A 14,037-nucleotide genomic window follows, 5' to 3' on the forward strand; every position below is an offset into this window, starting at 1 on the left:
ATCGTGCCGGCCCTAGTCTTTGTCCTCGGCGACAAGTTCTGGTGGCCGAGCCGTCCGGGAGCTAAACACGGCAAGCACGGACGCCACCAGGCTGAGCCCGAGGAGGACCCAGCGGGAGACCGTGAGGACGCTGGCCAGGCCAGCGTCACCGGCCGCTAGCTCCGCAGACCCCAGAACGCCGTCAATGGCGACGTTCTCCCAGAGATCCGCTATGACGAAGAGGATCGGCGCGGCCCACAGCACCCAGCGGAGCGTTCGGCGCTGGGTGTTGAGGCCGATGATCAGCAGCCAGGCGAATCCGAAAATGAGGGGAAAGAGGGTACCCGCCGTCTTGTGGACGTAGCTGAGCTGGCCCAGCGCATCGGCATCCATTGCCGAGCGCAGGGCGGCCAGGTACTCCATGTCGTACCCGCCGATCAGCGAGTCCGGCATGGCCAGGCCGCCCGAAAGCTGGGTCATCTGGTTCAGCACCAGCAAGTGGTAGTACCAGAACATAAACAGCGCGGTGGCCGCCGCGGCAATCACGACCAAATTGGCGTTGGTCTTGGCCTGCTGCGGCGTCCGCTGTGTTGTTGGATTGGCGGGGACCTGCTGCCCTGCCGGAAGCTGTGCCTTGTCGCCGTGCTTTGCGGCGCGCTGTGCCGGAGTTTTACCCATGCCTCCAGTATGGCGGAGGGTGCCGCAGGCTTCCCGGCGGACGGTGCGGGGAGAACGGTTTAGGCTAAGGCCCATGAGCGCGAATGCCACTGAAGAAGATTTCGCCCTTGCCGGGTCCCTGGTCCGGGAGGCCGGAGCCCTGGCGCTGGCCATGCGCAGCGAAGGGCTGACGGGCAAACAGAAAACCTCGGTCTCCGACGTCGTGACGGCAGCGGACCACGCAGCAGAAAAGCTGGTCCTGGAAACCCTGCGCAGGCTGCGTCCCGAGGACGGGATCCTCGGCGAGGAAGGTGCCAGCCACCAGGGAACCTCGGGGCGCACCTGGGTGATCGACCCCGTGGACGGCACTTACAACTTCCTCTCCGGGTCCACCTACTGGTGCTCTGCCCTGGCCCTGCGGGCCGATTCCGGCCCGGACGGCACAGACGAGGATCCCGGGGTGCTGCTGGGAGCGATCTACCAGCCCCAGGAGGACCGGCTCTGGCTTGGCGGTCCCGGGCATCCCGCCACGCTGAACGGGGCTGTGCTGGATCCGGTGGAGGACACCGGGCTGGACCGGCTCAGCGCCGGAACGTACCTGCATCCCACCTGGCTGACGCGTGAAGACGTAGCTGGCCCCTGGACCCGGGCAGCCGCCGGGGCGGCAACTCTGCGGATGCTCGGCAGCGGTTCCTGCGACCTGGGGTCGGTGGCTGCGGGCCGGCTCGGTGCCTGGTTCCAGCACAGCTGCCCGGAATGGGACTGGCTGCCCGGGAAGGCGATTGTGGAGGCTTCCGGAGGCACGGCTGCGGTCCTTGAGGTGAATGGGTTCCGCTGGCATATTGCCGGCCCCGCGACGGCGGTGCGTGAGATCCAGCACCGGCTTTCGGGAACCTAGCAGGCCCGGCCCGGCCGGACGGAAACTGCGTCCGGGAAAATGTCGGGGCCAGCACCTAGACTTAAAACCACCATGGACTATCTCTTTGATCCGTACTTTTCCACGCCCGCCAAGACCAAGGCCTCCGCTGACCCTGATGCGGGCAAAGCCGGGGAAGACGCCGCGCGGAAGACCGGCGCGGACACCGCAGCAGGCTCCGGCACTCCGCGTTCCGGCTCCGGCCGCGTGGATGAGGCCCGGGCCGCGGATCTGCTGCGCGGCCTGAACCCGCAGCAGGAGGAGGCGGTCAAGCATGCCGGATCCCCGCTGCTGATCGTCGCCGGCGCCGGGTCAGGCAAGACCCGGGTGCTCAGCCACCGGATCGCCTACCTGCTGGCCACCGGCCGCTCCAACCCGGGCCAGATCCTGGCCATCACCTTTACCAACAAGGCAGCGGCTGAGATGCGTGAACGCATCGAATCGCTCGTGGGCGGCGTCGCGAAGACCATGTGGATCTCCACCTTCCACTCCTCCTGCGTGCGGATCCTGCGCCGGGAGGCCAAGGCCGTGGGGATGAACTCCAACTTCTCCATCTACGATTCCGCGGACACGCTGCGACTGATCACGCTGGTGGCCAAGGGACTGGACCTGGACCCCAAGCGGTTCGCCCCCAAGGCCATCGCCAACAAGATCTCCGGGCTGAAGAACGAACTCATCGATGATGAGTCCTATGCCTCCAGTGCCAACTATTCCGATCCGTTCGAGCAGGCCGTGGCCCAGGTCTACACCGGGTACACGCAGCGGATGCGCCAGGCCAACGCCCTGGACTTCGATGACCTGATCGCCCAGACGGTCTACATGTTCCGGGCCTTCCCGGGTGTTGCCGAATACTACCGGCGCCGCTTCCGGCACATCCTCGTGGACGAATACCAGGACACCAACCACGCCCAGTACGCCCTGGTCCGGGAGCTCGTGGGCGTGGAAGGCGAAGGCCACCTGGACATTCCGCCCGCAGAGCTGACGGTGGTGGGCGACTCGGACCAGTCCATCTACGCGTTCCGCGGGGCGGACGTGCGCAACATCGTGGACTTCGAAAAGGACTACCCGTCCGCACGCACGATCCTGCTGGAGCAGAACTACCGGTCCACCCAGACCATCCTGTCCGCAGCCAACGCCGTGATTTCCCGCAACCCCAACCGCCCGGAAAAGAAGCTCTGGACCGCTGAGGGAGACGGCGCAAAGATCGTCGGCTACGTGGGGGAGAACGAGCACGAGGAAGCCCGGTTCATCGCCGAGGAAATCGACCGGCTCCAGGATGAAGAGGACCTGCGGCCCGGCGACGTCGCCATCTTCTACCGCACCAACGCCCAGTCACGTTCGCTCGAAGACGTGCTGGTGCGCGTGGGACTGCCGTACAAGGTGGTTGGCGGCACCCGGTTCTACGAGCGCAAGGAAATCAAGGATGCGCTGGCGTACCTGCGCGTGCTGGTGAACCAGGACGACGTCGTGAACCTGCGCCGCATCCTGAACGAACCAAAGCGCGGCATAGGCGACCGTGCGGAATACTCGGTAGCCGCGCTGGCAGAGCGTGAGCGCATCAGCTTTATGGCTGCCCTGCGCCGGGCCGAAGATGCTCCCGGACTGGCAACGCGCTCGCTGAACGCCGTCAACGGCTTCGTCAAGCTGATCGACGACCTGTCCGAAGTGGCATCCGGCTCCGGGGCGTCCGCTGCCCTGGAAGCAGTCCTGGAGCAGACCGGCTACCTGGCGCAGCTGCGTTCCAGCGCCGACCCGCAGGACGAGTCCCGCGTGGAGAACCTGGCGGAACTGGTCGCCGTCGTCCGCGAATTCGAACGCGACAATCCGGAGGGAACCCTCGAACAGTTCCTGGAGCAGGTCTCCCTGGTGGCGGACGCAGACCAAATCCCGGACGCGCCCGAGGGCTCCGCCGAGGAAGTGGCCGCCGCCGTCGAGGAATCCCGGCGCCAGGGCGTAGTAACCCTGATGACCCTGCACACCGCCAAGGGCCTTGAATTCCCGGTGGTGTTCCTGACCGGCATGGAGCAGGGCATCTTCCCGCACCAGCGTTCTGCCACTGATCCGGCTGAACTGGCCGAGGAACGCCGCCTGGCCTACGTGGGCCTGACGCGCGCCCGCCAGCGGCTTTACCTCACGCGTTCCGAGGTCCGCAGCATGTGGGGCCAGAGCCAGTACAACCCGGCCAGCCAGTTCGTGGGGGAAGTGCCTGCTGAACTCATCGAGTGGAAGCGCGAGGGCATGGACCGTCCCGCCTGGGGCGGCGGAGGAAGCATCACCTCCAGCCGCTACAGCGGATCACACTGGGGTGCAGGAGCGCCGTCGTCCACCGGCGGCAGCATCGCCGCCGCACCCGTCTCCAAGGCCATGGGCCGCGTCCAGCCGCAGAAGGAAGTCATTTCGGTTGCGGTCGGGGACAAGGTCAACCACACCTCCTTCGGGCACGGCCAGGTTCTGGCTGTCGAAGGCTCGGGGGACAAGACCGTGGCGAAGGTGAAGTTCGACGTCGGCGAGAAGCGGCTGCTGCTGCGTTACGCCCCGCTGACCAAGGAGTCATAACACAGCCGGAAGCCCATAGCGGAAAGGCCGGTTCTTCTACAAACCGTCGAACTGTGCCCTTCGTCACTAAAGCGGTAGTCTGTGGTGGGCCCCCGGCGCTAAGGGACTAAAGTGCCATTGGGGCAGCCCGGCTCGACGCATCTGCTTCTTGATCAGCTGATCAATACGTAAACCTACTTCGACGTAGAAGGACACTAGCCCGTGGACCTGTTTGAATATCAGGCGCGCGATCTGTTTGAGGCGCACGGAGTACCCGTGCTTGCCGGAATCGTGGCGCACACTCCTGAAGAAGCCAAAGCTGCAGCCGAGAAGATTGGCGGCGTCGTCGTCGTCAAGGCCCAGGTAAAGGTTGGCGGCCGCGGCAAGGCCGGCGGCGTCAAGGTGGCTAAGACCGCTGACGAAGCCTTCGAGCACGCCAGCAACATCCTCGGGATGGACATCAAGGGCCACACGGTCAAGAAGGTCATGATCGCACAGGGTGCGGACATCGCCGAGGAGTTCTACTTCTCCGTCCTGCTGGACCGCGCCAACCGCAACTACCTGGCCATGTGCTCGGTCGAAGGCGGCATGGAAATCGAGCAGCTCGCCGTTGAGCGTCCCGACGCCCTTGCCCGCGTCGCTGTGGATCCGGCAGTTGGCATCGACCAGGCCAAGGCCGAAGAAATCGTCGACGCAGCCGGCTTTGCTCCGGAACTGCGCGAAGGCGTCGTGAACGCCATCCTGAAGCTGTGGGACGTCTTCACCAAGGAAGACGCCACCCTCGTGGAGGTCAACCCGCTGGTCAAGACCGGCGCAGGCGACATCGTTGCCCTCGACGGCAAGGTCTCCCTGGACGAGAACGCCGACTTCCGCCAGCCCGGCCACGCCGAGCTGGAAGACAAGGACGCAGCGGACCCGCTGGAAGCCAAGGCCAAGGCGAACGACCTCAACTACGTCAAGCTCGACGGCGAAGTTGGCATCATCGGCAACGGTGCAGGCCTGGTTATGTCCACGCTCGACGTCGTTGCCTACGCAGGCGAAAAGCACGGCAACGTGAAGCCCGCCAACTTCCTGGACATCGGCGGCGGAGCCTCGGCATCCGTCATGGCCGCCGGCCTGGACGTCATCCTCAACGATGAGCAGGTCAAGTCCGTCTTCGTGAACGTCTTCGGTGGAATCACCGCCTGTGACGCAGTTGCCAACGGCATCGTCAAGGCCCTGGAGATCCTCGGCGACGAGGCCAACAAGCCGCTGGTCGTCCGCCTGGACGGCAACAACGTGGAGGAAGGCCGCCGCATCCTGGCCGAGGCCAACCACCCGCTGGTTACCCTCGCAACCACCATGGACAACGGCGCCGACAAGGCTGCCGAGCTCGCCAACGCAGCTCGCTGACCGAGCCGATCCCCAGAAAGAGAATTCACACATGTCTATCTTCTTGAACAAGGACTCCAAGGTCATCGTTCAGGGCATCACCGGCGGCGAAGGCACCAAGCACACCGCCCTGATGCTCAAGGCCGGGACCCAGGTTGTTGGCGGCGTCAACGCCCGCAAGGCCGGCACCACCGTGACCCACGGCGATGTTGAGCTCCCCGTTTTCGGCACCGTGGCCGAGGCCATGGAAAAGACCGAGGCTGACGTCTCGATCGTCTTCGTTCCGCCGGCCTTCACCAAGGACGCCGTGATGGAAGCAATCGACGCAGGCATCGGCCTCGTTGTGGTCATCACCGAAGGTGTTCCCGTACAGGATTCCGCCGAGTTCTGGGCCCACGCCCAGTCCAAGGTCGACGCCGACGGCAACCAGGTCACCCGCATCATCGGCCCGAACTGCCCCGGCATCATCACTCCGGGCGAAGCCCTGGTTGGCATCACCCCGAACAACATCACGGGCAAGGGCCCGATCGGCCTCGTCTCGAAGTCCGGCACCCTGACCTACCAGATGATGTACGAACTGCGCGACCTCGGCTTCTCCACCGCCATCGGCATCGGCGGCGACCCGATCATCGGCACCACCCACATCGACGCCCTCGCAGCCTTCGAAGCTGACCCCGAGACCAAGGCGATCGTGATGATCGGCGAAATCGGCGGCGACGCCGAAGAGCGTGCAGCCGACTTCATCAAGGCCAACGTCACCAAGCCGGTTGTCGGCTACGTGGCAGGCTTCACCGCCCCCGAAGGCAAGACCATGGGCCACGCCGGCGCCATCGTCTCCGGCTCCGCAGGAACCGCACAGGCCAAGAAGGAAGCACTCGAAGCAGCAGGCGTGAAGGTCGGCAAGACGCCGTCCGAGACCGCTGAGCTGCTGCGCGAAGTTTTCGCTTCGCTCTAGTTCCACCAGCGCATACCCCCGTGCCCGGTTCTCCGGTGCACGGGGGTTTTGTGCGTCCACCTCTAGGAAGACAAAACAACTACATGAGTTCCAAGCCAGCTTCCCCGGCCGTTCCCGGCGACCACCGGCGCGCACTGCGCCGGGCCACCTGGATCGCCACCCTGGGCGGCTTCCTCTTCGGCTACGACACCGGCGTGATCAACGGGGCGCTGCCCTACATGCAGGACGACCTGGGGCTGACCCCTTTCACCGAAGGCCTGATCACCTCCAGCCTGCTCTTTGGTGCAGCCTTCGGTGCCGTCGGTGCCGGACAGCTCGCCGACCGGTTGGGCAGGCGCCGGCTGCTGCTGATCCTCGCCGTCGTATTCATGCTCGGTGCCGCCGGCACCGCCGCAGCACCAGGGGTCGGCGTCATGGTCCTGGCCCGCGTGGTCCTGGGCCTCGCCGTTGGCGGCGCCTCCGCCGTCGTACCCATGTTCCTGGCCGAGCTCGCCCCCGCGGCGCGCCGCGGGCAGCTGGTGACGCGGGACCAGCTGATGATCGTTAGCGGCCAGCTGGCCGCCTTCGTCTGCAACGCCGTCATCGGCAACATCTGGGGCGAAGAAGGGAACGTCTGGCGCTGGATGCTCCTGGTCGCCACACTCCCGGCGATCGCGCTCTGGATCGGAATGCATTTCGTGCCGGAGAGCCCGCGCTGGCTGGGCTCGAAGGGCCGGTACGCGCAGATGCTCACGGCACTGCAGAAGATCCGCAGCGCCGAAGAAGCGCAGGCGGAGTACGACGAGATCAAGGGACTGGCCGGCACTTCACGCACCGGCCGGCTGAAGGACTTCGCCGAGCCGTGGCTGCTGCGGGTCCTGCTGATCGGCATGGGCCTCTCGATCGTTCAGCAGATCACCGGCGTCAACGCGATCATCTACTACGGCACGCAGATCCTGGCCGACGCCGGATTCGGCACGGAAGCGGCGCTGACCGCCAACATTGCCAACGGCGTCGTCTCCGTCGCCGCGGCACTGCTGGGCATCTGGCTCCTGGGGAAGGTGGCGCGCCGGCCCATGCTGATCACCGGGCTGCTCGGCACCACCACCACGCTGGCGCTCATCGGCGCCGCGTCGATCCTGATGCCCGAGGGCACCGTCCGCGGCTTCACTGTCCTGTCCCTGACCGTGCTGTTCCTTGCCTTCCAGCAGGGTGCGGTGTCCCCGGTGACCTGGCTGATGCTGGCGGAGATCTTCCCGCTGCGCGTCCGGGGGCTGGGCATCGGCCTGTCCGTGTTCGTGCAGTGGATGGCCAACTTCGCCGTCGGGTTCTCCTTCCCCATGCTGATGGCTGCCCTGGGCATCTCCAACACGTTCTTCATCTTCGTGGCCCTGGGCATCTGTGCCGTGCTGTTCGTCCGGCGGTTCATGCCGGAGACCCGGGGCCTGTCCCTGGAAGAGCTTGAGCTGAAGCTTCGCAAGGCGTAGCAGGGACTGCTGGTTAGGCGGATGCCGTCCGGAAATCCGGACGGCATCCGCGGCTGCTACTGAACGACCGGGTAGCTGCCGATCACAGGCAGCGAGACTGACGCAGTGAAGGTGGTCAGGGCCGTGACCTTCGGCGGGGTGTACACCGTGGAACTGGGGGTCACCTGCAGCACCAGCCTGCTCTGCGGTGTTACCAGGTAGGAGATCTCCTCCAGCGGAACGGTAATGGTCCGTTCCGTGCCGTCCAGGACCAGCGGCACCGGCGTCACCTGGTTCCCGGCTACCAGCGAGCTCCGGGACTTGTCGATGATCTGCGCATACACGTGCGTGTTCGGTGTCCGGGAGGTTCCGCGGTAGGTCAGTGTCAGCGCAGGGGCGCCGAAGACCTGGGTGGCCTCCGCCGGGGCCGTTACCGGAGCGTTGACGGCCACCGGGGCCCAGGCAGCAGCAATGACGCCGCCGCTGACAGCGGCGGGGGAGAGCAGCAGGGTGCCCTTGCCGGATCCCGTCAGCGACCCCACGGGGGCGGGATATCCCTCAGCTGCCCGGGTGGTTCCGAGCTGGTCGATGAACTCGAATCCCGGTCCGGTTGATACGTCGTTGCCGTCCAGGTATTTGCTGAACCAGTCCAGCACCGCACCGGTGATGCGGTCCGGTCCGGCCACTCCCGACGAGCAGAGACCATGGCCGCCGCAGAACTGCAGCATCTTCACCTCGGTGCCCGTGGACTTGATCAGGTTGTAGTTCCGGGTCGCCTCATCGAGGGTGAAGAGTGTGTCCACGGTGCCCTGGATGATCAGGGTAGGGGCCGTGATTGAGGTGAACATGCTCTGCGGCGTCAGGGATTCGAAGTAGGCCAGCGACTCCGGGCTGAGAGTGTTCGGGTACCCAATGCCCTCACGGCAGGCTTTCCGCACCGGGGCTGCCAGCGCTCCTCTGTTGCCGACAAGTTCACCGAGCTGCCCGGTTACCGTTCCCTCCAGGCACAGCAGGGTGCCCCAGCCGGACTTGAACGACCCTGCCTTGTACAGGCTGTTGGTCAGGTTGTTCCAGGCAATGGTCGGCGCGATCGCGTCTACCCGCTCATCCAGCGACGCGAGGACAAACTGGATGCCGCCCCCGTAGGACGCTCCGGCCATGCCCAGCACCGGATCACCGGGTGCGTCCAGCTCCGCTTCCGGCTGCTCGGCAATGAAGTCGATGAGGACCTGCCCGTCGCGGCCTTCGAAAGCGGGGTTGTTCACATATGCTTCCCCGCCGCTGAGGCCGAAGCCGCGCGGATCCCACGTCACCACGTTGTAGCCGGCCTCCCGCAGCGGTGCGATTCCGATGGAACCGATCAGGGTGCTGGTGGTAGTGGACGGAAGGCGGCTTCCCGGCAGCCCGAATCCCGGCCCTACCATGACGGTTGGCGCAGTATCACCGGCCTGCAGGCCAAGCGCGGGGAAGAAGTTGGTATGGATTGGTGTCCCGTCAAAGGAGGGGACAACGACGTCGGTGCGCACCTGGGGCGGCGCAGCTGCCGTGCCGGGTCCGGTCAGGGCGGAGGCAGGGGGAGCAGCCGCAAAGGACGCGGCGAGGAGGGTGCCCGCGGCAAGCAGGGCGGAGATTTTTCGCATGGAGGACCTTTTCTGTGACGTCTTTGTCAGGCCGGCGGATTTTCTACCGGCCAGTAGGTTAGCCAGAGACTAGGTTCCCTAAAGATCCGCGGACAAGGCATGAGGCCCACGCGGGTGGCCGAAAGCCGAAAGTTTTCTGTCCCGGAAGCAGGAGCCCTCAGGTTGCGGGGGTGCCTGTCCCGGCAGCCAGGGCGGGGTCGGCGGAGCAGCGTGAGGTGATGTGCAGCTTCTGCTGGTAGCCGCTGGCAGCGTACGTGACTACTCCGCCGTCGTGGGCTGCCGTAAAGGTGAACTCGGTTTCGGGAGGAGCATCCGGCCCGGGAGTCAGCGCCGAGAGCATGTCGGCGCCCAAGGCCGTGAGGACAGACTGGGCCTGGTCCCTGGCACGTTCCGGGGACGCCGGGGCCGGGCCGGTGAGCTGCAGCGAGAGCAGGTGCCTCCGGGCGCCTGCGCCGGGACTGGGCGGCGCGGCGGAGGGCCCCTGAAGCGAGCAGGGAACTGCATGCGGGGCGGGGAGCCCGTCCGCGGCTGGAACGCTCCCCTCCGGTCCGGTCCATCCGGAGGGCCCGAGGGCTCCGAGGAGCGCTTCGGCCACAGTCTGCTGCGCTTCGCCGATTTCAGCGGCGGTAAGTTCGGCGCCGCCGGCTGGGGGACCGGCGGCGGGGGCAGCGGGCGGCTGGGGGGCTGCCGAGCCTGCTGCCAGCACGATCCCGGCGGCTACGACGCACAAGGAGCGTGGATCTGGCCTTCTCATCTGCGGCATTGTGCCGGTGAGAAGAAAATCTGTCGAGAGTGGGAGTGCTCTATGCTGCCCGAACGCAACGGGGGATGCGGTTCCAGTTGCGGCGGCACAGAGTGCGCGGCATCCGCTCACGCGGAGCCAGCCGGACGGGCGTTCCCTTGCAGTGCCTAAGCATCTTTCACCTGTCCTTTGACTTCCTGTGAGTCGTTCTTCGGCTTTCGTTCTCCCTCAACCCCACGCTAGACCGGAACCCGGAAAGGGGACATGGGGAGAACTACCCATGCCCCCGGCTTTCCCTTACGGCGTTAGGCTGGTATGGAACCACCGCCCGCAAACAGGAAGGCTGCCATGCGCGCCACCATCATTCACGGTCCCGGCGACATCCGCGTTGAGGAAAGGGAATACCCAACGGTCCTGCGCGGCTCGGACGCGGTGGTGCGGGTCAGTGCGGCGTGCGTCTGCGGATCGGACCTGTGGCCGTACCGCGGGATCCGGGAAACCCCTGAACCCCGCGCCATCGGACATGAATTCGTGGGCGTGGTGGAGAGCGTTGGCGCGGACGTCGCGTCCCTGGCACCCGGAGACTTTGTCATTGCCCCGTTCACCGGCAACTGCGGCAAGTGCCCGCCCTGCCGCTCGGGCGTCACTGTTGCCTGCGAGGAACTGGTGGGCTGGGGAAGCACGGACACCCACGGCGACTTTGTCCAGGGTGCGCAGGGCGAAGCTGTCCGCGTGCCCAACGCCGAGGCAACCCTGGTGAAGGTTCCCGGGGTCTCCGATCCCGGGGATGAGCTTCTGGCGGACCTGCTTACCCTTTCGGACGTGATGGGTACCGGGCACCACGCAGCCGTCAGTGCCGGAGTCTCACCCGGGGCGACGGTCGTGGTGGTGGGCGACGGCGCCGTCGGGCTCTGTGCGGTGCTTGCGGCTTCGAGGCTGGGGGCGGGGCGGATCATCGCCATGTCCCGGCATGAGGACAGGGCGGCACTCGCCCGCGAATTCGGCGCGACCGACGTCGTTGCTGAACGCGGAAAGGAAGGCGCGGCGCGTGTCCGCGAACTGCTCGGCGGGGTGCCTGCCGATGCCGTGCTGGAGTGCGTCGGAACAGCGGAGTCGATGGACCAGGCGCTGCGCTGCACCCGGCCCGGCGGCCGGGTCGGTTTTGTCGGTGTCCCTGCCGGGGGAGCGGAACTGCCGATCGGTGTCCTGTTCGCCAAGAACATCACGGTGGGCGGCGGCATGGCACCGGTGCGCACCTACCTGCCGGAGCTGCTGGAAGACGTGCTGGCGGGAAAGATCCGTCCGGGAAAGGTCTTCGATTCGGTTCTTCCCCTGGATGACGCTCCCAAGGCCTACGCTGCCATGGACCAGCGTCAGTCAGTGAAAGTGATGCTCAAGCCCTAGCAGCACCGTCAGCATGCTGTGATTCCTTGCACAACTGCAATTTTGCAGTTGTGAAAACTTGTTACGGATGACAAAGTAGTTCGGTGAGTCAACTACTTTCCCTCCGCGACCGCAAGCGCGCCGAAACGTGGGCAGCGCTGCACGCTGCCGCGGCACGCCGTGCCCTCGACGAGGGACTGGAAGGCGTCAACATCGAAGTGGTCGCGGAGGAGGCCGGCGTTTCCGCCCGGACCTTCTTCAACTACTTCCCCTGCAAGGAAGACGCCGTCCTGGGACTGAAAAAACCATCCGTCGAGCCCGAAATGCTGGCGGCGTTCGACATTGAGGGCGACCTCCTGGCGGAAGTCAGCCGCCTGATGCTCGCCGTCGTGCGCTCCATCCAGGGCGGCGATGATTCAGCCGAGCTCCGCGGGCGCATATACGAGGCCTACCCACAGCTGCGCCACCGGCGCTACCAGTACATCCTCAAGGTCGAGCAGCTAGTCCTTGAGACGGTGGCCAGCCAGCTCGCCGAGTCCCGCCGCTGGCGGGAAATGCCGGCCAATTCGGCCTGGCAGGGGCACGACGTCGACGACGTCGCCTTCACCATCGTCCTCACCGCCAGCACCCGCATGCGCCATGTGATGCAGAAAACCTGGTCCAACCCGACCGCCACCGCCCAGTTCCAGGCCCTCGACCAGGGACTGGAACTTCTCAGAGACGTCTTCAAGGAACTGCTATGACGAAATCAGCTGCCGCTGCAGCTCCCGCAAGCCAGGGCAAAAAACCCAGCCTCGTGCTTGTCTTCACCGCCCTGGTCCTCGCCATGCTCCTCTCGGCGCTGAACCAGACCATCCTGGGCACCGCGCTTCCCACCATCGTGGGCGAGCTCAACGGCGCCAACCTCATGCTGTGGGTCATCACGGCCTTCATCCTGGCCTCCACCGTGATGATGCCCATTTACGGCAAACTGGGCGATCTGATCGGCCGCAAGTACCTGCTGGTCGCTGCGATCATCATCTTCCTGGCCGGCTCAGTGGTGGGCGCGCTGTCCCCGGACATGACCTGGCTGATCGTTGCCCGCGTGATCCAGGGCATCGGCGCCGGCGGCCTGATGATCCTCTCCCAGGCCATCATTGCCGACGTTGTGCCGGCACGTGAGCGCGGCAAGTACATGGGCTGGATGGGCGGCGTGTTCGCCTTCTCATCGGTGGTGGGACCGCTGATCGGCGGCTGGCTCACCGAAGGGCCGGGCTGGCGCTGGACGTTCTGGTTCAACATTCCCGTGGGCGTGCTGGCACTGCTCGGCGCCCTGTTCTTCCTCAAGCCGCGGGCCGTCACGTCCCGTCCCAGGATCGACCTGTGGGGCATGGTCTTCATCGCCCTGGCCACCACGGGCCTGGTCCTGGTGAGCAGCTGGGGCGGCAGCACCTACGAGTGGAGCGACCCGGTAATCCTCGGACTGATCGGCGGAACGATCCTCTCCGCCGTCGTCTTCGTCATGGTCGAACGGCGCACTGCTGAGCCCATCATCCCGATGGAACTCTTCCGTGACCGCAACTTCAACTTGGCCACAGCCTCCGGCCTGCTCACTTCCGTGGCAATGTTCGGTGCGATCGGCTACCTGCCCACCTATCTGCAGATGGCTACCGGCGCCAGCGCCACCGAGGCCGGAATGCTGATGATCCCCATGATGGGTGCCCTGCTGTTCAGCTCGGTGCTATCCGGTTCGCTGGTCTCCAAGACCGGGCGGTACAAGTGGATGCCGATTGCGGGCTCGGCCATCATGATCCTTGCCCTGCTGCTGATGGGTTCCATCACTGCCGATTCCCCGGTCTGGCAGCTCTGCGTCTACATCGGCATCCTGGGCCTCGGACTGGGCCTGAACATGCAGATCCTGGTCCTGGTGGTGCAGAACTCCTTCCCGATGCGGCAGGTGGGCACCGCGACGGCGGCGAACAACTACTTCCGCCAGATCGGCGCAACCCTGGGCTCCGCCGTCGTCGGCAGCCTGTTCGCGCACCGGCTCTCCGACCTGCTGGGCGAACGGCTGCCGGCCAGTGCCGCTTCGGCGACCGGCGGTGGAAACTCGCTGACGCCGAAGCTTGTGCACGAGCTGCCCGAGGCAATCCAGGACATCATCATCCGGTCCTACAACGAGGCACTGATCCCGCTGTTCCTCTTTATGGTTCCGATGGCAGTCGTAGCGACGATCCTGTGCCTGTTCATCAAGGAAAAGCCGCTGGCCACCCGGCTGGAGCCGGAGGTCATGCCCGAAGCCATTGGCGAAGGCAACGTCCTGATCTGCACCGAGGATGAGGGCAACGGCCCCAGCACCACGGAGCTGCGGCAGGTCAGCGCGCCGACTTCGCGCTAGCCCTGCCTTCGACCGAGATTACAGAAACTGCCCGTAT

Annotated in this window: 11 protein-coding genes; 8 read left to right on the plus strand and 3 right to left on the minus strand. The window is 65.8% G+C overall.

Annotated features, from left to right (window positions below; translation table 11 throughout):
• Window positions 1–12 precede the first annotated feature (12 nt).
• On the minus strand, window positions 13–657 hold the full coding sequence (locus tag NGB94_RS05370; protein WP_325789580.1) for a hypothetical protein: 645 nt from the start codon (window positions 655–657) through the stop codon (window positions 13–15).
• Window positions 658–730: 73 nt separating this feature from the next.
• Here NGB94_RS05370 and NGB94_RS05375 point away from each other — a divergent pair, with 73 nt between their 5' ends.
• The 5 genes from NGB94_RS05375 (at window position 731) to NGB94_RS05395 (ending at window position 7,879) form a co-directional block, all read left to right on the plus strand.
• Entirely contained in the window at window positions 731–1,534 is an 804-nt protein-coding gene (locus NGB94_RS05375; protein ID WP_325789581.1) for an inositol monophosphatase family protein, read from the plus strand.
• A gap of 72 nt (window positions 1,535–1,606) precedes the next feature.
• Entirely contained in the window at window positions 1,607–4,108 is a 2,502-nt protein-coding gene (gene pcrA / locus NGB94_RS05380) for a DNA helicase PcrA (RefSeq protein WP_325789582.1), read from the plus strand.
• Window positions 4,109–4,309: 201 nt separating this feature from the next.
• Window positions 4,310–5,479, plus strand: a complete 1,170-nt coding sequence (sucC, locus tag NGB94_RS05385) for an ADP-forming succinate--CoA ligase subunit beta (protein WP_152229528.1) — start codon at window positions 4,310–4,312, stop codon at window positions 5,477–5,479.
• Window positions 5,480–5,510: 31 nt separating this feature from the next.
• Entirely contained in the window at window positions 5,511–6,413 is a 903-nt protein-coding gene (gene sucD, locus NGB94_RS05390) for a succinate--CoA ligase subunit alpha (RefSeq protein WP_325789584.1), read from the plus strand.
• 83 nt (window positions 6,414–6,496) lie between these two features.
• A complete protein-coding gene (locus NGB94_RS05395) occupies window positions 6,497–7,879 on the plus strand; it encodes a sugar porter family MFS transporter (protein WP_325789585.1) in 1,383 nt (460 codons plus the stop codon).
• Window positions 7,880–7,935: 56 nt separating this feature from the next.
• On the opposite strand, the gene NGB94_RS05400 is transcribed toward NGB94_RS05395, so the two are convergent.
• Window positions 7,936–9,498 carry an alpha/beta hydrolase family protein gene (locus tag NGB94_RS05400; protein WP_325789587.1) on the minus strand — a complete coding sequence of 521 codons (1,563 nt, stop codon included), beginning with the start codon at window positions 9,496–9,498 and terminating at the stop codon, window positions 7,936–7,938.
• Window positions 9,499–9,655: 157 nt separating this feature from the next.
• The gene (locus NGB94_RS05405) at window positions 9,656–10,228 is read right to left on the minus strand and encodes a hypothetical protein (RefSeq protein WP_325789588.1); all 573 of its coding nucleotides are present in this window, start codon (window positions 10,226–10,228) and stop codon (window positions 9,656–9,658) included.
• Between the two features lie 360 nt (window positions 10,229–10,588).
• On the opposite strand from NGB94_RS05405, the gene NGB94_RS05410 reads away from it, so the two are divergent.
• From NGB94_RS05410 to NGB94_RS05420, 3 genes are all read left to right on the plus strand, one after another.
• Complete coding sequence (locus tag NGB94_RS05410; protein ID WP_325789589.1) at window positions 10,589–11,644, plus strand: zinc-dependent alcohol dehydrogenase family protein; 1,056 nt, start codon at window positions 10,589–10,591, stop codon at window positions 11,642–11,644.
• Between the two features lie 83 nt (window positions 11,645–11,727).
• Window positions 11,728–12,366 carry a TetR/AcrR family transcriptional regulator gene (locus tag NGB94_RS05415; RefSeq protein WP_325789590.1) on the plus strand — a complete coding sequence of 213 codons (639 nt, stop codon included), beginning with the start codon at window positions 11,728–11,730 and terminating at the stop codon, window positions 12,364–12,366.
• Window positions 12,363–14,000, plus strand: coding sequence for an MDR family MFS transporter (locus tag NGB94_RS05420; protein ID WP_325789591.1), 1,638 nt, complete (start codon window positions 12,363–12,365; stop codon window positions 13,998–14,000). The genes NGB94_RS05415 and NGB94_RS05420 overlap by 4 nt, the downstream gene beginning before the upstream one ends.
• The last annotated feature ends 37 nt before the right edge of the window (window positions 14,001–14,037 follow it).

The sequence above is a fragment of the Arthrobacter koreensis genome, assembly GCF_035792275.1.
Lineage (GTDB): Bacteria > Actinomycetota > Actinomycetes > Actinomycetales > Micrococcaceae > Arthrobacter_B > Arthrobacter_B koreensis_A.

What these genes read in the sequence shown, in the direction of transcription:
- NGB94_RS05370 (WP_325789580.1), bottom strand. Translation starts at nt 657, where the DNA reads ATGGGTAAAACTCCGGCACAGCGCGCCGCAAAGCACGGCGACAAGGCA.
- NGB94_RS05375 (WP_325789581.1), top strand. Translation starts at nt 731, where the DNA reads ATGAGCGCGAATGCCACTGAAGAAGATTTCGCCCTTGCCGGGTCCCTG.
- pcrA (WP_325789582.1), top strand. Translation starts at nt 1,607, where the DNA reads ATGGACTATCTCTTTGATCCGTACTTTTCCACGCCCGCCAAGACCAAG.
- sucD (WP_325789584.1), top strand. Translation starts at nt 5,511, where the DNA reads ATGTCTATCTTCTTGAACAAGGACTCCAAGGTCATCGTTCAGGGCATC.
- NGB94_RS05395 (WP_325789585.1), top strand. Translation starts at nt 6,497, where the DNA reads ATGAGTTCCAAGCCAGCTTCCCCGGCCGTTCCCGGCGACCACCGGCGC.
- NGB94_RS05400 (WP_325789587.1), bottom strand. Translation starts at nt 9,498, where the DNA reads ATGCGAAAAATCTCCGCCCTGCTTGCCGCGGGCACCCTCCTCGCCGCG.
- NGB94_RS05410 (WP_325789589.1), top strand. Translation starts at nt 10,589, where the DNA reads ATGCGCGCCACCATCATTCACGGTCCCGGCGACATCCGCGTTGAGGAA.
- NGB94_RS05420 (WP_325789591.1), top strand. Translation starts at nt 12,363, where the DNA reads ATGACGAAATCAGCTGCCGCTGCAGCTCCCGCAAGCCAGGGCAAAAAA.